19 protein-coding genes and 2 pseudogenes are annotated in these 20,998 nt (G+C 46.1%); 19 read left to right on the top strand and 2 right to left on the bottom strand.

The features are described 5' to 3' along the window. Positions 1-46: 46 nt before the first annotated feature. A complete protein-coding gene (locus tag MK370_RS05275; protein WP_268684441.1) occupies positions 47-904 on the top strand; it encodes a 5'-nucleotidase, lipoprotein e(P4) family in 858 nt (285 codons plus the stop codon). 205 nt (positions 905-1,109) lie between these two features. Here the strand turns inward: MK370_RS05275 and MK370_RS05270 are convergent, their stop codons facing one another. Continuing rightward, on the bottom strand, positions 1,110-2,075 hold the full coding sequence (locus MK370_RS05270; RefSeq protein ID WP_268684440.1) for a LacI family DNA-binding transcriptional regulator: 966 nt from the start codon (positions 2,073-2,075) through the stop codon (positions 1,110-1,112). Further along, positions 2,056-3,510, bottom strand: a complete 1,455-nt coding sequence (locus tag MK370_RS05265) for a sucrose-6-phosphate hydrolase (RefSeq protein ID WP_268684439.1) — start codon at positions 3,508-3,510, stop codon at positions 2,056-2,058. The genes MK370_RS05270 and MK370_RS05265 overlap by 20 nt, the downstream gene beginning before the upstream one ends. A 196-nt stretch (positions 3,511-3,706) precedes the next feature. Between MK370_RS05265 and MK370_RS05260 the strand changes: the two are divergent. The 18 genes and pseudogenes from MK370_RS05260 to cobK all read left to right on the top strand — a co-directional run. Continuing rightward, positions 3,707-5,062 (top strand): annotated as a pseudogene (locus tag MK370_RS05260) (sucrose-specific PTS transporter subunit IIBC); the annotation flags it as partial. Between the two features lie 99 nt (positions 5,063-5,161). Further along, positions 5,162-5,671: pseudogene (locus MK370_RS11335) on the top strand (PTS sugar transporter subunit IIA); the annotation flags it as partial. Positions 5,672-5,826: 155 nt separating this feature from the next. Beyond that, the gene (gene scrK, locus MK370_RS05255) at positions 5,827-6,726 is read left to right on the top strand and encodes a fructokinase ScrK (RefSeq protein WP_268684437.1); all 900 of its coding nucleotides are present in this window, start codon (positions 5,827-5,829) and stop codon (positions 6,724-6,726) included. A 46-nt stretch (positions 6,727-6,772) separates the two neighbouring features. Next, the gene (locus tag MK370_RS05250; protein ID WP_268684436.1) at positions 6,773-7,183 is read left to right on the top strand and encodes a peptide deformylase; all 411 of its coding nucleotides are present in this window, start codon (positions 6,773-6,775) and stop codon (positions 7,181-7,183) included. A 153-nt stretch (positions 7,184-7,336) separates the two neighbouring features. Continuing rightward, positions 7,337-7,795: a MarR family winged helix-turn-helix transcriptional regulator gene (locus MK370_RS05245; RefSeq protein WP_268684435.1), complete on the top strand. Its 459-nt coding sequence runs from the start codon at positions 7,337-7,339 to the stop codon at positions 7,793-7,795. Continuing rightward, positions 7,788-9,554 carry an ABC transporter ATP-binding protein gene (locus tag MK370_RS05240; protein ID WP_268684434.1) on the top strand — a complete coding sequence of 589 codons (1,767 nt, stop codon included), beginning with the start codon at positions 7,788-7,790 and terminating at the stop codon, positions 9,552-9,554. Before MK370_RS05245 ends, MK370_RS05240 begins: the two co-directional genes overlap by 8 nt. After that, positions 9,544-11,301 (top strand): ABC transporter ATP-binding protein, encoded by a 1,758-nt coding sequence (locus MK370_RS05235; RefSeq protein ID WP_268684433.1) that lies wholly within the window; start codon positions 9,544-9,546, stop codon positions 11,299-11,301. Before MK370_RS05240 ends, MK370_RS05235 begins: the two co-directional genes overlap by 11 nt. A gap of 300 nt (positions 11,302-11,601) precedes the next feature. Next, positions 11,602-12,960 (top strand): cobyrinate a,c-diamide synthase, encoded by a 1,359-nt coding sequence (locus tag MK370_RS05230; protein WP_268684432.1) that lies wholly within the window; start codon positions 11,602-11,604, stop codon positions 12,958-12,960. A gap of 1 nt (position 12,961) precedes the next feature. Further along, positions 12,962-13,912: an adenosylcobinamide-phosphate synthase CbiB gene (cbiB, locus tag MK370_RS05225; protein ID WP_268684431.1), complete on the top strand. Its 951-nt coding sequence runs from the start codon at positions 12,962-12,964 to the stop codon at positions 13,910-13,912. 9 nt (positions 13,913-13,921) lie between these two features. Continuing rightward, entirely contained in the window at positions 13,922-14,620 is a 699-nt protein-coding gene (locus MK370_RS05220; protein WP_268684430.1) for a cobalt-precorrin-8 methylmutase, read from the top strand. Further along, a complete protein-coding gene (locus MK370_RS05215) occupies positions 14,621-15,325 on the top strand; it encodes a cobalt-precorrin-8 methylmutase (protein ID WP_268684429.1) in 705 nt (234 codons plus the stop codon). After that, on the top strand, positions 15,325-16,452 hold the full coding sequence (gene cbiD / locus MK370_RS05210) for a cobalt-precorrin-5B (C(1))-methyltransferase CbiD (protein WP_268684428.1): 1,128 nt from the start codon (positions 15,325-15,327) through the stop codon (positions 16,450-16,452). Before MK370_RS05215 ends, cbiD begins: the two co-directional genes overlap by 1 nt. Beyond that, the gene (locus MK370_RS05205) at positions 16,443-17,075 is read left to right on the top strand and encodes a cobalt-precorrin-7 (C(5))-methyltransferase (protein ID WP_268684427.1); all 633 of its coding nucleotides are present in this window, start codon (positions 16,443-16,445) and stop codon (positions 17,073-17,075) included. The genes cbiD and MK370_RS05205 overlap by 10 nt, the downstream gene beginning before the upstream one ends. Beyond that, positions 17,047-17,616 (top strand): decarboxylating cobalt-precorrin-6B (C(15))-methyltransferase, encoded by a 570-nt coding sequence (locus MK370_RS05200; protein ID WP_002896464.1) that lies wholly within the window; start codon positions 17,047-17,049, stop codon positions 17,614-17,616. The genes MK370_RS05205 and MK370_RS05200 overlap by 29 nt, the downstream gene beginning before the upstream one ends. Beyond that, a complete protein-coding gene (locus tag MK370_RS05195) occupies positions 17,616-18,389 on the top strand; it encodes a cobalt-precorrin-4 methyltransferase (protein WP_002919595.1) in 774 nt (257 codons plus the stop codon). Before MK370_RS05200 ends, MK370_RS05195 begins: the two co-directional genes overlap by 1 nt. Beyond that, entirely contained in the window at positions 18,379-19,440 is a 1,062-nt protein-coding gene (gene cbiG / locus MK370_RS05190) for a cobalt-precorrin 5A hydrolase (protein ID WP_268684426.1), read from the top strand. The genes MK370_RS05195 and cbiG overlap by 11 nt, the downstream gene beginning before the upstream one ends. Positions 19,441-19,516: 76 nt before the next feature. Further along, entirely contained in the window at positions 19,517-20,242 is a 726-nt protein-coding gene (gene cobJ, locus MK370_RS05185; protein WP_002910545.1) for a precorrin-3B C(17)-methyltransferase, read from the top strand. Further along, positions 20,239-20,988 (top strand): precorrin-6A reductase, encoded by a 750-nt coding sequence (gene cobK, locus MK370_RS05180; RefSeq protein WP_268684425.1) that lies wholly within the window; start codon positions 20,239-20,241, stop codon positions 20,986-20,988. The genes cobJ and cobK overlap by 4 nt, the downstream gene beginning before the upstream one ends. The last annotated feature ends 10 nt before the right edge of the window (positions 20,989-20,998 follow it).

Genomic DNA, 20,998 nt, shown 5'->3' with positions numbered 1-20,998 from the left:
AAGCGTTATAATTTAATTAGAATAATATTAGGAGGATGTTTTTTTTATGAAAGCAACGAAAGCTACCGTAACTATTTTTTCTGCATTGGCATCAGTTATTATTCTGACGAGCTGTGCTTCGAAACCAACAGAAAATAAGACAACAGAGAGCAGTACATCGGATAATAAGATTTCGATGACCTATGATCAGCTTCGTTCAAGAGAAAATACCATGTCTACTCTTTGGTATCAAAAGGCGGCTGAAACCAAGGCTTTGTATTTCCAAGGTTATAACGTTGCAACGAATCGTCTGAAAGAATTATTAAAAACACCGACAGAAAAACCTTATTCCATCGTATTAGACTTGGATGAGACTGTACTGGATAACAGCCCCTATCAAGTGAAAAATGTAAAGGATGGCACAGCATTTACACCTGAAAATTGGAATGTTTGGGTCCAAAAGGCGGAGGCTAAAGCCGTTCCAGGAGCAAAAGAATTCCTCCAGTTTGCCAATGAAAATGGTGTACAAATTTACTATATTTCTGACCGTGCGGCTAGTCAGGTAGATGCAACCATTAAGAACCTAGAAAAAGAAGGCATTCCTGTTCAGGGACGTGACCATTTGATGCTCTTGGAAGAAGGCGTCAATTCAAAAGAAGGACGTCGTCAAAAAGTTCAAGAAACGACAAATCTAGTTATGCTTTTTGGGGATAATTTAGTTGACTTTGCAGACTTCTCTAAAAAGTCTTCCGAAGAGCGTGACAAGAAATTGGACGAACTTCAAGAAGAATTTGGTGAAAAATTCATCATCTTCCCTAATCCAATGTATGGATCATGGGAATCCACAGTTTACAAGGGCGAAAAATTAGACGCCAAGGGCCAAGTTGAAGAACGTGAAAAAGCTTTAGAAAGCTTTGATAAATAGTATGAGAGCTTTTGAAAGATTAGACATAAAAAGAGGCTAGGACAAAAAGATTTTGATTTTAGGAATTCTTTATTATAAATTTTTAAAATCTATAGATTAGACAAAAAAGCGAACAAGACAGAATTCTGAGTGTCAGATAACTCGTTTTGTTCGCTTTTTATATTTAAGGCCGGACTTTTGTTCCAGACTCTTTTTGGGATAAAAATTAGATGCTTTTACCAGGCAAGAGACTGACTGGCAGGAAATAGCCAGTCGTTTGGACTTCTTGGCCGGCTATTTTTTTGAGGAGCAGGTCCACAGAGAGGCAGGCAATATCTTTTAGCGGCTGCTTGATAGTTGCCAGTTGTGGGTAGTAGTTCTCCACAAAGTAAGTGCCATCGTAGCCGATGATTTTCAAATCTTTGGGAATCTGAATGTCTAGCTCCTGAGCGACTTTCATAATTAAGATGGCTGTCAAATCATCTGAAGCAAAAATAGCATCGGGCTTAGTTTGACTCAGGATTTGCTTGATTTCCATTTCCTTTCGGACTGGAGAAAAATCACTGGACACATTGATAATCGGTGCGTCCGGCAGGACGGAAGCAAAGCCAGCATGGCGCAGGCCGGTCGGTGAGTTGGAATTGTCATTGCCAGTAATCATGATGATGTTTTGCGCTCCAGCCTTGACCAAGGTCTGAGCCGCCAGCACCCCGCCTCCGTAGTTGTCTGAGGAGACAACAGGGATATCCGGCGAAAGATTGCGGTCAAAGGCAATGATTGGTGCAGTCACACGATTGTAGTCCTCGATGCCTAGATTGTGGCTGCCAGAAATGATGCCGTCCACCTGATTGGCTTCCAACATCTCAAGGTATTCGCGCTCCTTGTCTGAATCATGCTCACTATTGCAGATGATGGTTTTATAGCCTTGTTTAAAGAGCTCATGCTCCAGCTTGTCAATCAATTCTGCATAAAAGACATTGCTGATATTAGGGAAAATGAGTCCAATTAGCTTGGCTGATTTTCCTTGGAGACTGCGTGCCAGATTGTTAGGCTTGTAGGCCAATTCTCGCATGGCTGCCTCAACCTTCGAAATCGTTTTTTCGGATAAGTATCCTTTTCTGTTGATGACACGGGAAACAGTTGTGGGGCTGACTCCTGCAAGTTTTGCTACATCAGTTAGCTTTGCGACCATAATCTAATTCATAGTAAGTACCGGTTGGATTGCCCTTGGTAATGGCAATGCCTGTCTGGTCTTCTCTCGGGAAGACACGGCCGGAAAATACTTTCTCTCCTTTATTTATGAAAATTTCAAAAATTGATTTATCGATGAAGATAGTAGCATTTGTAGCTTCTTTGTCAATATTGCAGTTTCGTCTGGTTCCAAAGTCCAGAGCGAATGGCTCACCCGCTTGGCTGCGATCAACTGTCACTTGCCCTTCCTTAAGATCAAAATTGATGCGTAACCCTTTGCCATCCTTGTCTGCGAAGAGGACGATTTCATGCTCGGTGTCCGCAGCAAGCTTCAGTTCTAGTTCGTAGCTGTTCTTGCTTTCTGACAAAGCAGCGAAAGGTTGTTCTTCTGCTCGCAAATTCTTGATAGCAGGCACTGGATACTGGTAGAGCTTGCCGTCTTTCAGGGTCAATTCCTTGACAAGAGAGAGGGTTCCCTGGTGGTCGAAGCGGTCAGATGGATATTCCACATCAGGCAAGCCTAGCCAGCTGACAGCCAGTGCGCGACCGTCAGGTGCATTAAAGGCTTGGGTGGCGTAGCAGTCGAAACCGTAGTCCAGATTTTGGATAGGGCTAGGATTAATCAAAGCAGCTTTGTTTGTGTCAAACGATTGACCTATTTTATACATGTTTGGATAAATGTTACCATAGTCTTGTACATCTTTAGACAAACCTTGAGGGCAATAGAGCAGGACTGGCTGGTCATTGATAAAGACTAGATTAGGACACTCCATCATATAGGCTGTCTTATCATTGGCGAAGTCCAAATCGCCAATGACTTCCCAGTTGGTATAGTCGTTATCAAGAGCCTTATAAAGCTTAACATAGCCTTGCTTGTCTAGATTTTGTCCACCGACAATGGCATAGAATTGTCCTTTGTAGTTGAAAATCTGTGGATCGCGGAAGTGGTCGGTCGCTTCCGCAGGCTGTTCAATCAAGACCTTGTCAATTTTTTCCAGCTTACCTGATTTATCTAACAAGGCACCAATCTGATAGGGGTGACGCACCCAATTCTCATCACGAACATTGCCAGTATAGAAGAGAAAGAGCTTGTCGTCAAACTGCATGGCAGAGCCAGAGTAGGCGCCGTGGCTGTCCAGAGAAGTATCTGGCAGCACCCGAAGACCAGTTTCCGTGAAGTGGACTAGGTCATCGCTTTCCAACTGTACCCAGCACTTGAGCCCGTGAGCTGCTCCGAAAGGAAAGTTTTGATAGAAAACGACCCACTTGCCGTCAAAATAAGAAAAGCCATTAGGGTCATTGAGGAGACCTGTCTGAGGCTCCACATGGTAGTTAGCCCGCCAAGGAGATTTAGCGATGTTTTCTTTGATCTGCTGTACCTCTTCCTGAGTCCAGTCTTCATAGTGTTTGTAGCGTTTTTCAGTCGTCCAAGCCAATCTTTTGTCCTCCGAATCATATTATTTCTTATTACTATAGTAAACGTTTTCTGCCGAAAAATCAACATTTAACAGTGAAAAAATATTTTTTCTGCAAAACGCTTGACATATTTTTGAATCATGGTAAAATAATATTCGTAAAGGTGATAAAATCGCTTTCAAAAAGTTAAAAATATTTATAAGGAGATTTTTGCAAATGAATAATACTGAAATTGCAAAAAAAGTCATCGAAGCCCTTGGCGGACGTGAGAATGTCAACAGTGTGGCTCACTGTGCGACTCGCTTGCGCGTCATGGTAAAAGATGAAGGTAAAATCGACAAAAATACTGTCGAAAATCTGGAAAAAGTTCAGGGTGCCTTCTTTAACTCAGGCCAGTACCAGATTATCTTTGGTACCGGTACGGTTAATAAAATCTATGACGAAGTTGTAGCCTTAGGATTGCCAACTTCATCAAAAGATGACATGAAAGCAGAAGCTGCTAAGCAAGGGAATTGGTTCCAACGTGCTATCCGTACATTTGGTGACGTATTTGTGCCAATTATCCCAGTTATCGTAGCGACTGGTCTCTTCATGGGTGTCCGTGGACTCTTGACAGCCCTTGGTATGACACTTCCAGAAGATGTGACTACCTATACTCAAATCTTAACAGATACTGCCTTCATTATCCTACCAGGTCTGGTAGTTTGGTCAACCTTCCGTGTATTCGGTGGAAATCCAGCCGTTGGTATCGTTCTTGGTATGATGCTTGTTTCAGGCTCACTTCCAAACGCTTGGGCTGTTGCGTCTGGTGGCGAAGTGACTGCTATGAAATTCTTTGGTTTTATCCCAGTTGTTGGCTTGCAAGGTTCCGTTCTTCCAGCCTTCATTATCGGGCTTGTCGGAGCTAAGTTTGAAAAAGCTCTCCGCAAGGTTGTGCCAGATGTCTTGGATCTCTTGGTGACACCATTCGTTACACTTTTTGTAATGTCTATCCTTGGACTTTTCGTCATCGGACCAGTCTTCCACGTTGTTGAGAACTACATCCTTTTTGGTACAAAGGCTATCCTTGGTTTGCCATTTGGTCTAGGTGGTTTGTTGATTGGTGGGGTTCACCAAGTTATTGTCGTATCAGGTGTACACCATGTCTTCAACTTGCTTGAAGTACAATTGCTCGCAGCTGACCATGCTAACCCATTCAACGCTATCATCACAGCTGCCATGACTGCTCAAGGTGCTGCGACTGTTGCTGTTGGTGTCAAAACTAAAAATCCAAAACTTAAAGCTTTGTCATTCTCAGCTGCCCTTTCTGCCTTTCTTGGTATTACAGAACCTGCTATCTTCGGGGTTAATTTGCGCTACCGCAAACCATTCTTCCTTTCATTGATTGGTGGTGCCATCGGTGGTGGACTAGCTTCACTTATTGGTTTAGCTGGTACAGGTAATGGTATCACGATTATTCCTGGTACACTCCTTTACATTGGTAATGGTCAATTGCTTCAATACATATTTATGGTAGCTGTATCATTTGCGATTGGTTTTGCTTTGACTTATATGTTCGGTTTTGAAGATGAAACAGATGAATGGCAAGATGAAATGACAGATGTCCTATCTAAGGCTTCAATTCCAAGTGCTGCTTTACGAGTTGCTCTTGATAAACAAAATGACACAACTGAAACTGAAAAATTAGTCGAAGAAGAAACAACTGGTAATGTGCCAGCTGCCCTCCAAGACGAAACGATTATTTCTCCAATTGTTGGTCAGGCAGTAGCTTTGAGCGATGTGAATGATCCTGTTTTCTCTAGCGGAGCGATGGGACGAGGAATTGCTATCAAGCCTAGCCAAGGTGTGGTTTATGCCCCGGCTGATGCTGAAGTGACGATTGCATTCGCGACTGGTCATGCATATGGTCTCAAAACTTCTAATGGTGCTGAAATTCTGATTCACGTCGGAATTGATACAGTATCTATGGGCGGTGAAGGTTTTGACCAAAAGGTTGCTCAAGGCGATAAGGTTAAAGCTGGTGATGTTCTGGGAACATTTGAAGCTGAGAAAATTGCAGCCGCTGGTCTGGATGATACGACTATGGTTATCGTTACCAACACAGCTGACTACGCTTCTGTGACTCCAGTAGCAGAAGGAGCTCTTGCTAAAGGCGACGCAGTAATCGAAGTCAAGGCTTAATGAAATGTAGAAAACGAACAAAAATTGATTTGTTCGTTTTTCTCATAAAATAGCTCTGTCTGTAAGAGTTTCAAGAGGATGGTTTTTAACAAAAGTCTACCAGAGATATGCTATAATGAATAGAGTAGAAATCAAATTTTAAAAGAGGATTTATAATGACAAAATTGTATGGAAGTTTGGAAGCTGGTGGCACTAAGTTTGTCTGTGCTGTAGGCGATGAACGGTTTGAAGTTGTTGAAAAGACACAGTTTCCAACGACCACGCCTATTGAAACGCTGGATAAGACGATTGAGTTCTTTTCTCGTTTTGACAATCTAGCTGGTCTAGCTGTTGGTTCTTTCGGGCCAATTGATATTGACCCTAATTCAAAGACTTACGGCTTTATCACGACGACGCCTAAGCCGCATTGGGCTAATGTGGATATTGTCGGTGCTCTGCGCCGTGCTCTCAATGTGCCTATTTACTTCACAACGGATGTTAATAGCTCAGCTTATGGTGAAGTAGTAGCCCGTAACAATGCTGGCGGCCGCATTGAAAATCTGGTCTATTATACGATTGGGACAGGAATCGGTGCTGGTGCTATCCAGCGAGGCGAATTTGTAGGGGGGACAGGTCACCCAGAGATGGGGCATTATTATGTAGCTAAGCACCCTATGGATGTGGAAAAAGAGTTCAATGGTGTTTGTCCTTTCCACAATGGCTGTTTGGAAGGATTGGCGGCTGGACCAAGCTTAGAGGCGCGGACCGGAGTTCGTGGGGAAAATATTAAACTTAATAGTTCCGTCTGGGATATTCAAGCTTATTATATCGCTCAGGCGGCTATTCAGGCGACAGTGACTTTCCGTCCAGATGTCATCGTCTTTGGTGGCGGGGTTATGGCTCAGCAGCACATGCTGGATCGGGTTCGTGAGAAATTCGCAGTTCTTCTGAATGGCTATTTGCCAGTTCCTGATGTTCGTGACTATATCGTGACACCGGCTGTGGCTGGGAATGGCTCCGCAACGCTGGGGAACTTTGTACTGGCTAAAGAAGTTAGTGAGCGCCACGCAAAATAAGTTTATAGGGTCTGATTTATCAGGCCCTTCTCTATGAGGAAAAGTAATGGAAAAAGCAATTGTCAAAGATATTTTCTTCCTGCAGCAACCATCAGAGCAAGCAAGTAGAGAAGACCTTTATCTGGCTCAAGACTTGCAGGATACTCTGCAGGCCAATCGAGAAAACTGTATAGGGCTCGCAGCCAATATGATTGGCGTCCGTAAGCGGGTCATTATCTTTCTATATGGCTTGGTGCCAGTAGTTATGTTTAATCCGGTGCTGCTCTCTAAGTCAGACTCTTATCAAACAGAAGAGGGCTGCCTGTCTTTGACTGGAAGCCGTCCCACCCAACGTTATCAGGAAATCACAGTCGATTATCTGGACAAAAATTGGCAGCAGCAGACCATGACTTTGAAAGGATTGCCTGCCCAAATCTGCCAGCATGAATTGGACCATTTGGAAGGAATCTTAATTTGATGAAGTAATTCAGCCTGAGAAGGGCTGAATTTTTTGATCAAAAAAATAGTTCTCATAGAAACTTTTTTCTTGACATCTTTCTTCTATGTGCTAAAATGGTCCTCATGAAAACTAATTGGTTCTCACGAGAACCAATCTAGGAAGGAAGTTTTGATGGAAAAGCCTTTATTAGAAATGAAGCGTTTTGGACGAAAGATTCACCTCATAGTGGAAAAGCTTGCCAAGGAGCAAGGGATTGAGTCCATGGCTGGGCCGCAGGGGCAGGTCTTGCATATTGTTGCCTGTCGTACGGAAGAGGGGAAGGACACTCTTATCAAGGATATTGAGCAGGCGTTGGATATTTCCAAATCGGTGGCCTCTAACTTAATGAAAAGGATGGAGAAGAATGGATTTATCCAGCTGGAAACGAGCAAGACAGACAAGCGGGCTAAATATATCCGTCTCACTCCGCAGTCGCGGGAAAGAATGAAAAAAATCCGTGACTTTTTTGATGAAATGAACCGTTCTATTTTGAATGGTGTTTCTGAGCAGGAACTGCTGATTTTTTCTCAAGTCATGACCAAGTTTTATCAGAATATTGAAAGTTTAGAAAATGGAGGAAAAGATGTTTAAGTTATTTAAACGCCTGACAGCAAGGGAAGTGAGCATGATTGTTCTCAGTGTGCTCTTCACCTTCCTAACGGTATATCTGGAATTAGAAGTTCCAACCTATATTTCGACGATTACAGAGCTATTGCAAACGCCGGGGACTGGTTTGGCGGATCTGTGGGAGCCAGGTCTGAAAATGATCGGCCTATCTTTTGCTAGCTTGCTGTCAGCTATTGTGGTTGGCTTTTTTGCCGCTCGTATAGCAGCTAGCTTTACTCAGAGTTTGCGGAGCGATATTTTCAACCGTGTGCTAGACTATTCACAGACGGAGATTAAGAAATTTTCAATCCCTAGTCTGCTGACTCGGACAACAAATGACATTACCCAGGTACAGACCTTAATTACCATGGGGCTTCAGGTAGTGACCAGGGGACCGATTATGGCGATTTGGGCCATGACCAAGATTATTGGCAAGTCCGAGAACTGGCTAACTGCAGTTCTTATTGCTGTTATAGTCAATATCCTGCTGACAGTAGTTTTGGTTACATTGGCCTTTCCCAAGCAGTCGGTTGCGCAGCGCTTGGTCGATAAGCTAAACAGTGTCACTAGAGAGAGTCTGACTGGGATTCGCGTGGTCCGGGCTTACAATGCTGAGGACTATCAGGATGAGAAGTTTGCGGCGGCCAATGATGAAGTAACCCGACTCAATCTTTTCATCGGTCGTCTGATGGCTATGATGAATCCAGTTATGATGGGGATTTCCAGCGGTTTGACGCTGGCTATTTACTGGATTGGTGCTTATTTGATTCAGGAGGCTGGACTGCAGGAGCGTCTCCCGCTCTTCAGTGATATGGTCGTCTTTATGTCCTATGCTATGCAGATTGTGATTGGGTTCTTGCTCATGGGTGCTCTCTTCATTGTCCTGCCTCGAACCATTGTATCGGCTGGCCGGATTAATGAAGTTCTGGACCTGCATTCTTCTATCACCAGTCCGGAACAGCCTAAGGCAGCAGCGGACAGCAAGGGAGAAGTGGTCTTTCGAGATGTGTCCTTCCACTATTCCAAGAATTCAGAAGCGGTCATTGAGCATGTGAGCTTTACAGCGCAGGCTGGTGATACCGTAGCCTTTATCGGTTCAACTGGCTCAGGGAAATCCACGCTGGTCAATCTCATTCCTCGTTTTTATGATGTGACTGAAGGAGAGATTCTGGTAGATGGTGTCAATGTTCAGGATTACCAGCTAGAAGACCTGCATAATAAGGTCGGCTACATCCCGCAAAAGGCTGTGCTTTTCTCTGGCGATATCGAGAGCAATCTGGACTTCGGTCAAAGCCAAGAAAGCCCGCTGGATGAGCAGAAAATGTGGGAGGCTCTTGACCTGGCACAAGCCAAGCCCTTTGTCCAAGAGAAGGAAAAGGGGCTGAAAGTAGAAGTGGCTCAAAGCGGAACCAACTTCTCTGGTGGCCAGCGTCAGCGCTTGGCCATTGCCAGAGCCTTGGCTCGTAAGCCAGAAATCCTCATCTTTGACGACTCCTTCTCGGCGCTAGACTATAAGACAGACCGCATTTTGCGCAAGGAACTGGCTGAGCGGACGCAGGATATGACCAAGCTAATCGTGGCGCAGCGGATTTCTACTATCATGGATGCGGATCAAATCTTGGTCTTGGATGCTGGTAAGGTGGTCGGTCAAGGTACCCACCGAGAGCTTTTGGCCAGCAACGAAGTCTATCAAGAAATTGCCTACTCACAACTATCCAAGGAGGAATTAGAAAATGGAAAATAAGAAGCCTTCATTATTTAGCCAGATACGGCCTTATCTCAAAGGCTTCCAGCTTCCTCTTGCTTTGGCATTTGTGGGAGCTGTCTTGTCAAACATTATCACGGTCTATGGGCCAAATAAACTAAAAGAAATTACCAATCTTATCTCTGAAGGTCTGGCTACCAGTATTGATTTAAAAGCTGTGTCTGAGATTGCCCTTCTACTGACCGTGCTCTATGCAGTCGGAGCTCTGCTCAACTACGGCCAGTCCTTTATCATCAGTACGGTTATCCAGTATTTCTCCAAGCGGCTGCGGACGGCCATTGCAGAGAAAATTAACAAGCTGCCGCTGGGCTATTTCGATGGTCATTCTCAGGGGGATACTCTGTCGCGCGTGACCAATGACGTAGATACGGTCGGCCAATCCCTCAACCAGAGTCTGGGGAATGTTATCTCTGCCAGCTTGCTCTTGGTGGCTGTGGTTCTGACCATGTTCTTCATGAACTGGATCTTGGCCTTGGTAACCATCTTGGCTACTATAGTCGGTTTTGTCTTTGTCGGCCTCATCATGGGCAAGTCTCAGGGCTATTTCACCGCCCAACAAAACGATCTGGCTGCGGTAAACGGTTATGTGGAGGAGATGTACTCTGGTCATAATGTTGTTACCAGCTATAATGCCATTGAGCAGTCTAAGGAGCGCTTTGCAGTTCTCAATCACAATCTCTATAACAGTATTTGGAAATCGCAATTTATCTCTGGTATGATGATGCCGCTCATGTTCTTTACTGGGAATTTTGCCTATGTGCTGGTTATTTTGGTCGGTGCTGCTCTGGCGATTAATGGCTCTATTAGTATCGGAATTATCGTCGCCTTTATGGTTTATGTGCGGACCTTCTCTCAGTCTTTGTCACAGATTGCGCAAGGAATCACTGTCTTGCAGCAGGCTGGTGCAGCACTGGTTCGTGTCCTTGAATTTCTGGCTGAGCCTGAGATAGAAGACGACCGGCATAAAGAGCAGCAGCTTACTGCTGTCAAGGGAGATGTTGCCTTTGAAGATGTCTTCTTCGGTTACAAGCCGGACCAGACCATCATTCATGATTTCTCAGCTCAGGCCAAAGCCGGACAGAAGATTGCCATTGTCGGTCCGACGGGTGCTGGTAAGACGACCATCGTTAATCTCCTTATGAAGTTCTATGAAATTGATAAGGGACGTATCAGCATTGATGGTATAGATATTAAGGATATGAAACGCTCCGAGGTTCACGATGCCTTTTCAATGGTCTTGCAGGATACCTGGCTCTTTGAGGGAACGATTCGAGAAAACTTGATTTACAATCAAGAGCATGTGACGGATGAAGCAGTTGTTGCTGCAGCGAAGGCGGTCGGTGTTCATCACTTTATCATGACTCTGCCGCAGGGCTATGATACAGTGCTTGATGACACGGTCAACTTATCGGTCGGTCAGAAGCAGCTGTTGACCATCGCTCGTGCTCTGCTGAAAGATGCGCCGCTCTTGATCTTGGATGAGGCAACTTCATCAGTGGATACGCGGACGGAGGAGCTGATTCAAAAGGCTATGGACAAACTAATGGAGGGTCGGACTTCCTTTGTTATTGCTCACCGTCTGTCCACTATCCGCAATGCGGATCTCATCTTGGTTATGCGCGATGGAAATATCATCGAGCAGGGCAACCATGATGAACTTATGAATCAGAATGGCTTCTATGCGGACCTCTATAATAGTCAATTTGTAGAGGAAGATGCAGGTTGATGCTCAAATAAAACATCAGGAATGTTCGTTTTTCTGATGTTTTTTTAAATTTAACAGAATTGTAAAAAATGCTCAATTTCCAGTGGAGACGCTCTAAAATCCTGACTTTTTTCGCAGATGCTCTAGGAAAAACTTGACAGCTTTTATGCTTTATATTAAAATAAATTTAATATAAGAACTGAAAGCGAACACAACGGGGTGTTTGCTCTACATATTAAGTGAGCAACGGTGCTACAAAAAAATAAAAATTCCTTATTTTTTTTGTAGTACTTTTTTTATCAGCAAATCTGGAGTAAAGTAATGAAGCAATTTATGCTGGCTGGTGTTTCCAGCGGTGTCGGAAAGACAACAGTTACCCTAGGGATTTTGAAAGCTCTGGTAGACAGAGGTTATCAGGTCCAGCCTTATAAGGTAGGACCTGATTATATTGATACAGCTTATCATGGTCGGATTACCAGGCGGCCTTCACGGAATGTGGACAGCTTTATGATACCGGACGATCAGAGTTTGGCTTGGTCCTACTACAAATGGCATGGAGACGCTGATGTGGCAGTGGTCGAAGGCGTCATGGGGCTCTTTGATGGTCTGGGAACGGACAAGGACTGTGCATCTTCTGCTTCTGTTGCTAAGAAGTTGGGCATTCCGGTTGTCTTGATTATCGATGGGAAGGCGACATCTACCTCGGCAGCTGCTATGGTCCATGGCTTTGCGACCTTTGATTCAGATTTGGATATTGCTGGGGTCATTATCAATCGGGTGGCTTCACAGAACCACTATGAACTCATCAAAGGTGCCATTGAGCGTTATACGGATGTTGAAGTGCTAGGCTATCTGCCTAAGAATGCGACAGCAGAACTGCCATCGCGCCATCTGGGTCTAATCCCTGATGTAGAAATGGATGATTTGGACCGTCGATTTGAGGACTTGGGAGCGGCAGCAGCCAAGCATATAAATCTAGACAGGCTGCTGGAAAAGGCAGAACTTCCCGATAAGCGGATGACCAATCCTTTTCATATCCGCAATGACCAGCCCTTAACTTTGGCTTATGCTTTGGATGATGCTTTCCACTTTTACTATGAAGACAATCTAGACTTTTTAAGAGAGCTCAATGTCCAGCTGGTGCCTTTCAGCCCCCTGAAAGATAAGGAACTGCCAGCTGCAGATGCTTATTATTTTGGCGGTGGTTTTCCAGAAGTCTACGCTCAGGAGCTGATGGCAAATGCTGACTTTCGGGCTTCGGTTAAGAAAGCTCACGAGCAGGGCCGGCCAATCTACGCAGAATGCGGTGGCCTCATGTATCTGGGAGAGCTGCTGGAAGTAGAGGGTCAGGTCTATGAAATGGTCGGCATTTTCAAGGGCAAGAGCCTGATGACCCCCGGCCTGAAAAGCTTTGGTTATTGCCAAGCAGAAACGCAGATAGACAGTCTTTTTGGTCCTAAAGGTACAGCTGTCAGGGGACATGAGTTTCACCATTCAGTCTTTGAAACGGAGGAAGATACGGTTCTCAAGCTAGAGAAGGTCAGAGACGGTCAGGTCGTAGCTGCCTGGACAGGCGGTTACCAAAAGGGTAGGACCTTCGCCAGCTACTTGCATGTTCATTTTTATCAGGACGAGCAGCTGCTAGCCAACTGGCTGGACTATATCAAAGAGGCGAACTGATATGACACTCATTGCAATTTTTCTAGCCGTCTTACTGGACTGGCTGATTGGCGACCCCTATAGCTGGCCTCATCCAGTCAAGTGGATAGGTTCCTATATTTATCTATGCATGCGCTTGCAGGAGAAAAGGCAGTTTTCGCCCTATCTATTTGGCTTTTTCCTCTGGCTGACAACAGTTGGACTGGCACTGGGAGTTGGCTACGGGCTACTCTGGCTGGCTGGTCTGGTTCATCCTGTCCTCTACTGGATCGTCTGGATCTATCTGGCCTATGCCAGTCTGGCGACTAAGAGTCTAGCTTTTGAGGCCCAAAAAGTTTACCATACGCTCAAGTTTGGTACTTTGGAAGAAGCTAGAAAGCAAGTTGGCATGATTGTCGGCCGTGAAACGTCCCAGCTGACACCAGAGGAAATCAGTAAGGCGACGATTGAGACGGTGGCTGAAAATACCAGTGACGGGGTTATCGGTCCTCTGCTCTGCCTCTTTCTAGGCGGCCCCATCTTAGCCGTGACGTATAAAGCCATCAACACCTTGGACTCTATGGTGGGCTATAAGACGGAGAAATACCGCAAAATCGGTCTCATATCTGCCAAGATGGATGATCTGGCCAATCTGATTCCTGCGCGTTTGACTTGGCTTTTCTTGATTCTCAGCAGTCAGATTTTACTGCTGGATGTCAAAGGAGCCCTGCGGATTGGCTGGCGGGATCGCTACCAGCATGCTAGTCCCAACAGTGCTTTTTCAGAGGCAGTTGTGGCTGGAGCTTTGGGCATTCAGCTGGGCGGACCGCATGTCTATCACGGAGAGCTGATTGAGAAGCCGACCATTGGAGAAGCTTCCAGACCGGTTGAGGCAGATGATATTCAGACGGCTATCTCTCTGCTTTATACAAGTACCATGACAGGTTTAATCTTGTTCACTCTTTTTTATTTAGTAAAGCAAGCATATTTCTAGGAGTATACTATGACATATATCCAAAATCCTTCCTCTATCGAGGAAAAGAGTTTTCAAATTATTCAGACTACGATTACTGAAAAAGACCCTGATTATGTCTTCCATTCGGAAATGGAAGAATCCATTATTAAGAGGGCTATCCATACGACGGGAGATTTCGATTATCTCTATACTATGCGATTTGAGCATAATGTCCTTGAAAAAATAGAAGAGGTCATTAGAGCTAAGGGGACTATTCTCTTGGACTCTAATATCTCTCTCAATGGGATTAATAAACGCGTGCTTGACCAGCTGGGTGTAAGCTACCGCTGTTTAATCAGTGATGAAGAAGTGGTTGCGCTGGCTAAGGAAAAGCAGATTACCAGAGCTATGGCAGCTGTTGAGATAGCAGCTAAGATTGAAGGTCCTAAAGTATTTGCCTTCGGTGGTGCTCCTACGGCTTTATCTTATCTGATTGAGCTGGCAGATCAGGGATTGGTAGAAGCGGATGCAGTGATTGGGGTTCCAGTCGGCTTTATCAATGTCGAAGAGTCAAAAGAAGAACTGCTTCAGTCAGGTCTTCCGGCCCTTGTCAATCTCGGCAGAAAAGGCGGCAGCACGATTGTAGTAGCCATTATCAATGCCATTATCTACCAGCTGAGAGAAGTGGTGACGGATGACTATGTCCGCTACTCTACGCCAAGCAGTAAAGAAGGAGGAAAGAACTAGATGTCCTATCTAAAAGCAGCGCACAAGATTGAAGAAGCTAGTTTCAGTAAGATTCAGGAAATTATTGACCAAGAGCATCTGGATATTCATTTTTCAGATCCTTTTGAAGAGGCAGTGCTCAAGCGGGTTGTCTTTACCAGTGCAGACTTTGACTACCTCTACAATATAAAGTTTTCCAATCAGGTTATTGAAAAAATCCTCTACGTCCTCCGAAACAAGGGTACTATTTTTACAGATACGACCATGGTCTTGGGTGGTTTTAATAAAAAACTGCTGGATGACTTAGGTGTTTCCTATCGCTGTCTGGTCAATGAGCCAGCAATCTTTAAGGAAGCTAAGGAAAAAGGAATTACTCGCTCCATGGCTGCTGTAGAATATGCAGCTAAAGTGGATGGTCCAAAACTCTTTGTCTTCGGGAATGCTCCAACGTCCATCTTTAAGGTTTTGGATATGGTCGAAGAGGGAAGCTTGCAGCCGGATGCGGTTGTCGGGGTTCCAGTTGGCTTTGTCGGAGCGGCAGAATCCAAGCTCAAACTGCATGAAAGTTCGGTGCCTTCTATCGCGGCACTGGGGCAAAAAGGCGGCAGTACCATTGCGGCGGCGGTCATCAATGCCATCCTCTACCAGCTCAAGCTAGGCACTACGGACTATGAGCGTTACAGTGTTTCAGATAGAAAGCAGACTCCGGAGAAAGGAGAGAGCTAATGATGGATGAATACGCTTATGTCAATGGAAAGAAATTAAGAAAAGGTTTTACAACTGGTACTTGTGCGACGGCGGCGACCGTTGCAGCCTTGACTATGATCTTAAATCAGGAAAGAGAAGAAAAGGTCACTGTGCATACGGCTTCAGGTGTGGAAGTGACCATGGATGTTCATAATCCATCCTTTGGACCAGAAGAGGCGACAGCTGCCATTGAAAAAGACGGAGGAGATGATGCGGATGCGACGCACGGCCTCTTGATTTATTCGACTGTGACCCTTCTGCCAGATCAGACAGAAATCGAGATTGACGGCGGTCAGGGCGTCGGGCGTGTGACCGAGAAAGGACTGGCCTGCGATGTTGGCATGGCAGCCATCAATCCGACTCCTAGACGGATGATTGAGCAGCATGTCCGTAAGATTATCGGTCCCAACTGTGGGGCGCGGGTCATCATTTCTGTTCCCGGAGGAGAAGAAACAGCCAAGTTGACCTACAATTCTAGACTAGGTATTATCGGCGGTATTTCAATCTTGGGGACGACAGGGATTGTCAATCCTATGTCTGAGGAAAGCTGGAAAGCAGCTATCACAATCGAGCTGACCATGCTCTACAATCAAGGGCACCGCTCAGTCGTCTTGGTGCCAGGGAATTACGGTGAAGATTTTGCTACTAATACTGTGGGGATTTCAGCTGGGCGCATTGTCAATATGAGTAACTTTGTTGGCCATGTCCTCAAAGAAGTGCAGCGGATCGGATTTACCAAGGTTTTGATGATCGGTCACATGGGCAAGTTTGTCAAAGTGGCGGCTGGGATTTTCTCTACCCACAGCAAGGACTCGGATGCCCGTATGGAAACTCTGGTGGCTAATCTAGCCCTGATGGGGGCGCCCATGGAGTTGCTGGAAAAGGTTGATAAGTGCTTGACGACCGAGGCAGCTGGGACAGCCATTAAAGAATTTTCTTATGAGGGTGTCTATCAGGTCTTGGCGGATAAGATTAAGGCTAGAAGTGAGCGCCTGCTTCGCTATCGTAAGCCAGAAGTCAGCATTGAAGTGGTCGTCTTTGGGACTGAGGAAGGCTATCTGGCATCAACTCAGCCTTTAGAGCAGATAAAGGAGGAATGGACATGATTTATGTTATCGGAATTGGTCCGGGAGATCCCAGCTATGGTCTCCTGGGACAGGAAGCCTATTTTGAGAAGGCAGACCGCATTTTGGGCAGCGAGCGGCATTTGGAAATTTTGCCACCAGCTTATCGGGATAAGGGCCTGGTTCCTCCTAAAAAATTAGCTGCGTTGGCAGAATTGCTGGGGAGCTTTGGTGAGGATGAAGAAATTCTATATCTGGCCTCAGGCGACCCGCTGATTTACGGCTTGGGCAAATGGCTGTCAGAGAAGTTCAAGGGGCGCGTGGTCATCTCCCCAGGTATCAGCGCCATGCAGTATCTGGCCAGCAGAATTGCCCTGCCCATGAACGATGCTTATCTGACGAGCAGCCATGCTAAGGAGCCTAACTTTGACTTGATTATGAGTTTGTCAAAAGTCTTTATGGTGACTGATCAGAAAGTTGGCCCCTACGAGATTGCTCAAGAGGCTGTTAAAAGAGGCTTAGATAAGGTGCTGGTCATCGGTGAGCAGCTGAGTTATGAAGATGAGCGCATTACTATTCTGCCTGCGAATGAGGTAGAAGATAGAGAGTATGAAATGAATGTGGTGGTGGTGTTAGATGAGGGATTCGGAATTTATCAGGGCTAAAGTCCCTATGACCAAGGAAGAAGTCAGAGCCATCAGTTTGGATAAGTTGGAGCTGCATCGGGCCAAGCGCATGTTGGATGTCGGATCTGGAACTGGCAGTGTCACGATTCAGGCAGCCCGAACCTATCCAGAACTGGAAGTGGTGGCAGTGGAACGCAATGAAGACGCGGTGGCCTTGACGCAGGAGAATATCCAGCACTTTGGCTGCCACAATGTCCGTCTCCATCAAGGCCTGGCTCCGATTGAGCTGGAAGGTAGCTTTGATGCCATTTTTGTTGGAGGAACCGGGGGCAATATGCAGGAGATTTTTGACTGGTGTGCCCAGCTCATGGAGCCGGGCGGACGGCTGGTCTTGAACTTTATCCTGCTGGAGAACGCTCTGGAAGCGGCTCAAATAGCGGAGCAGATGGACTGGGAGGATTTAGAGATTGTCTCGGTTCAGGCTAGCCGCTGGACAGCTATAGGCAAGGGGCACTATTTTAAGCCTCAGAATCCGACCATTATCGTTTCCTGTAAGAAAAAAGAAAGAGAGGCTAATTGATGTCCAAAGTACATTTTGTTGGAGCTGGCCCAGGTGATGTGGAGCTGATTACGCTCAAAGGTTACAAGCAGCTGTCTGAGGCTGATGTGGTCATTTATGCGGGCTCCTTGGTCAATCCAGACCTGCTGAACTACTGTAAGGAAGGAGCTGAGATTCATGACAGCGCCAGCATGCACTTGATGGAAATCATCGATGTCATGGAGGCTGGCGTCAAGGCTGGTAAAGATGTGGTCCGCCTGCAGACGGGAGATTTCTCCATCTACGGCTCCATTCGAGAGCAGATCGAAGAGATGAAGAAGCGGGGCATAGAGTTTGACTGTACGCCGGGCGTCAGCTCTTTTCTGGGAGCTGCTTCCAGTATTGGGGCAGAGTATACTGTACCAGAGGTTTCTCAAAGCCTCATCATCACTCGGATGGCTGGCCGGACGCCTGTGCCAGATCGGGAATCCCTGAAAAGCTATGCTCAGCACCGGACATCTATGGCTATCTTCCTGTCCGTTCAAGGCATCGAAAAGGTCGTCAGCGAGCTGATTGAGGGTGGCTATCCTCCAGAAACGCCTGTGGCTGTCATTTACAAGGCTACTTGGCCGGATGAAAAGAAGGTCTTTGGCGATTTGACAAACATTGCTGAGAAGGTCAAGGAAGCTAAGATTAGAAAGACAGCTTTGATTTTGGTCGGTGACTTTTTAGGTCAGGAATTCTACTATTCCAAACTCTACCATGCGGATTTTCAGCATGAGTTCAGACGGGGGAAGAGCAGCCATGCCAAGTAATTCTCAAGCCCGCTACGCAATCGCAACAGTGACAGCAGTCGGCAAGGACTTGGCACTAACTCTGCGCGAAAAGCTAGGCAAGGAAATCCCTATCTATACGACACCTCGCTTGGCAGATGACAGGGTCATTGCCATTGAAGGACGAGTGATTGAGGCGCTTGGTCAGCTCTTTCAGGAAGTGGATGTCCTCATTTGTATCATGGCTATCGGGGCAGTTGTGCGAGCTATTGCGCCAGTCTTGAAAGACAAGGCGACTGACCCAGCTGTGGTAGTCATGGATGAGAAAGCGACCAATGTCATCAGTCTGCTGAGCGGACATCTAGGCGGAGCCAATCAAGTGACGCTAGACATCGCAGAACTGCTCGGTTCCAATCCTGTCATCACGACAGCGACAGATGTGCAGAATGTAACAGCTCTGGACAATCTGGCTCAGTCGGTCAATGGTTGGCGGCCGGAATTGAGGGAGTTCATCAAACCTTTCAACAGCTATCTAGGCAGCGGTCGAACAGTCTATTTCTATCAGGAAAAGGTCTGGGTCACTGACCTTCGCGGCCTAACTCTTGTGAGTGAAGAAGAGCTGGTGGCTGTTCTCAAGGAAACAGACCCGCTGATTCTGCTGACTACAGAAAAAAAGGACATTCAAAGAGACAATCTGGCTCTCATCTATCCTCAACCCTATATCTTAGGAGTTGGAGCGAGAAAGGATGTGTCTCCTGCTGTCTTCCGAGAAGGCTTTGAGGAATTTTGTCAGCAGCAAGGGATTTCTGCCAGTGAGATTTCTAAAATCGTCAGCATTGATGTCAAGAAGGACGAAGCAGCTATTCTAGCCTTGTCCAAAGAATTGGGCTGTCCCTTTGAGACCTTTAGCAAGGAGGAGCTGTCTGTCGTAGCAGACCGCTATCCTCAGTCAGAATTTGTCAAAAAGACAGTCGGAGTCGGCAGTGTCTCCTTGGCCAGCGCAGATCTGGCCAGTCAGGGTCAAGTCCTGACAGAGCGCTTTGCCAAGAACGGCTGTACCTATGCGCTTGCAAAAGCAATAACCAAAAAGTAAATCAAAAAGAGCAGACGGTCTTATAAACCAACTGCCATTATAGAATTTTATCATACCCATAAAGGAGAAAAAATATATGCTATACGTTATCGGATTAGGCCCAGGTAAAGAAGAATTGATGTCACAAGAAGCATTGGCTGCTATAGCAGATTGTGAAATTATCGTCGGCTACTCGACTTATATGCGGTTGATTCTTGATTTGGTCAAGGACAAGGAGCTCGTAGCGAATGGTATGCGTCAGGAAATCGACCGTTGCCAAAAGGCCATTGATTTGGCTAGAGAGACTGGCAAAAATGTCGGCGTTGTTTCTAGTGGGGATGCCGGAGTCTATGGAATGGCTGGCTTGATTTTAGAATTGCTGGGAGATGCCAGTGATGTAGAAGTTAAGGTGGTTCCAGGTATTACAGCTAGTCTGGGTGCTGCTGCAGCGATGGGAGCTCCCCTCATGAACGACTTCTGTCACATTAGTCTGAGTGACTTGATGACGCCTTGGGAAATGATTGAGAAGCGTCTGCATGCTGCAGCTCAAGGTGACTTTGTTGTCTGCCTCTACAACCCTCGGAGTAAGGGACGTCCAGACCATTTGGCAAAAGCGCTTTCTATCATGTCTGAGTACAAATCAGAGGATACGATCGTCGGTATCGGCAAGGACATTGGCCGTAAGGATGAGGAAATCATCTTGACGACTATCAAAGACTTGGATGAGACTTTGGTAGATATGACGACAATCGTTATCGTTGGTAACAAAGAAACTTATGTTAAAAACGGACGCATGATCACACCTCGAGGATATACTTTATGATGAAATTACTGCTGGGAGGAACATCCGACAGCACCGCTATTTTAGAAGTGCTTGACCGCTTGAAAATCGATGTGACCAGCTCTGTTGTCACAGACTACGGCCGGCACTTGGCTTCAAAATACGGCCAGCCGGTCATTCAGGGCAGGCTGACAGCTGAGGACATGGTTGCCTTCATCAAAGAGAATGATGTGGATGAAATCATTGATGCAACTCATCCTTTTGCGGACATCGTTTCCAAGGAAGCCATTCGGGCGGCAGAGATGGCCGGTGTATCTTACCTGCGCTTTGAGCGTCAGGCGACCTTGGATTTGAGCGGGGCCATCGTGGTCCACTCGACCCAAGAAGCGATTGATGAGATTGCCAAGCGCGTCTACAAGACAGTCTATCTGGGAACAGGCAGCAAGACCTTGCCACTCTTTGTTAAGGGGCTGCCAGAGCAGCGGATTGTCGTTCGTGTTCTGCCGACTTCAGAGGTGCTTCTGGCTTGTGAGCAGCTGGGACTGGTAGCGGATCAGATTGATGCGATTAAAGCTCCATTTTCCAAAGAGTGTAATAAAGAGCTCTTGCTGCGCTCTGGAGCAGATGTCTTTGTTTCCAAGGAGAGCGGTACAGTTGGTGGTATTCGTGAAAAGATTGATGGCTGTCAAGAGCTGGGGATGGACTGCATTATCATCTCTCGGCCAATTGTGGCCTATCCTCAAATGGTTTCTAGCTTAGAAGAGTTAGAGGCTTATCTGACAAAATAGCTAATAAAAG

Source organism: Streptococcus sanguinis, from assembly GCF_026781265.1.
Classification (GTDB): Bacteria; Bacillota; Bacilli; order Lactobacillales; family Streptococcaceae; genus Streptococcus; species Streptococcus sanguinis_T.
The sequence above is the reverse complement of the archived record's forward strand: the minus strand, read 5'-3'. Positions and strand labels throughout refer to the sequence as shown.

What these genes read in the sequence shown, in the direction of transcription:
- MK370_RS05275 (WP_268684441.1), top strand. Translation starts at nt 47, where the DNA reads ATGAAAGCAACGAAAGCTACCGTAACTATTTTTTCTGCATTGGCATCA.
- MK370_RS05270 (WP_268684440.1), bottom strand. Translation starts at nt 2,075, where the DNA reads ATGGTCGCAAAGCTAACTGATGTAGCAAAACTTGCAGGAGTCAGCCCC.
- scrK (WP_268684437.1), top strand. Translation starts at nt 5,827, where the DNA reads ATGACAAAATTGTATGGAAGTTTGGAAGCTGGTGGCACTAAGTTTGTC.
- MK370_RS05250 (WP_268684436.1), top strand. Translation starts at nt 6,773, where the DNA reads ATGGAAAAAGCAATTGTCAAAGATATTTTCTTCCTGCAGCAACCATCA.
- MK370_RS05245 (WP_268684435.1), top strand. Translation starts at nt 7,337, where the DNA reads ATGGAAAAGCCTTTATTAGAAATGAAGCGTTTTGGACGAAAGATTCAC.
- MK370_RS05240 (WP_268684434.1), top strand. Translation starts at nt 7,788, where the DNA reads ATGTTTAAGTTATTTAAACGCCTGACAGCAAGGGAAGTGAGCATGATT.
- MK370_RS05235 (WP_268684433.1), top strand. Translation starts at nt 9,544, where the DNA reads ATGGAAAATAAGAAGCCTTCATTATTTAGCCAGATACGGCCTTATCTC.
- MK370_RS05230 (WP_268684432.1), top strand. Translation starts at nt 11,602, where the DNA reads ATGAAGCAATTTATGCTGGCTGGTGTTTCCAGCGGTGTCGGAAAGACA.
- cbiB (WP_268684431.1), top strand. Translation starts at nt 12,962, where the DNA reads ATGACACTCATTGCAATTTTTCTAGCCGTCTTACTGGACTGGCTGATT.
- MK370_RS05220 (WP_268684430.1), top strand. Translation starts at nt 13,922, where the DNA reads ATGACATATATCCAAAATCCTTCCTCTATCGAGGAAAAGAGTTTTCAA.
- MK370_RS05215 (WP_268684429.1), top strand. Translation starts at nt 14,621, where the DNA reads ATGTCCTATCTAAAAGCAGCGCACAAGATTGAAGAAGCTAGTTTCAGT.
- cbiD (WP_268684428.1), top strand. Translation starts at nt 15,325, where the DNA reads ATGATGGATGAATACGCTTATGTCAATGGAAAGAAATTAAGAAAAGGT.
- MK370_RS05205 (WP_268684427.1), top strand. Translation starts at nt 16,443, where the DNA reads ATGGACATGATTTATGTTATCGGAATTGGTCCGGGAGATCCCAGCTAT.
- MK370_RS05200 (WP_002896464.1), top strand. Translation starts at nt 17,047, where the DNA reads ATGAGGGATTCGGAATTTATCAGGGCTAAAGTCCCTATGACCAAGGAA.
- MK370_RS05195 (WP_002919595.1), top strand. Translation starts at nt 17,616, where the DNA reads ATGTCCAAAGTACATTTTGTTGGAGCTGGCCCAGGTGATGTGGAGCTG.
- cbiG (WP_268684426.1), top strand. Translation starts at nt 18,379, where the DNA reads ATGCCAAGTAATTCTCAAGCCCGCTACGCAATCGCAACAGTGACAGCA.
- cobJ (WP_002910545.1), top strand. Translation starts at nt 19,517, where the DNA reads ATGCTATACGTTATCGGATTAGGCCCAGGTAAAGAAGAATTGATGTCA.
- cobK (WP_268684425.1), top strand. Translation starts at nt 20,239, where the DNA reads ATGATGAAATTACTGCTGGGAGGAACATCCGACAGCACCGCTATTTTA.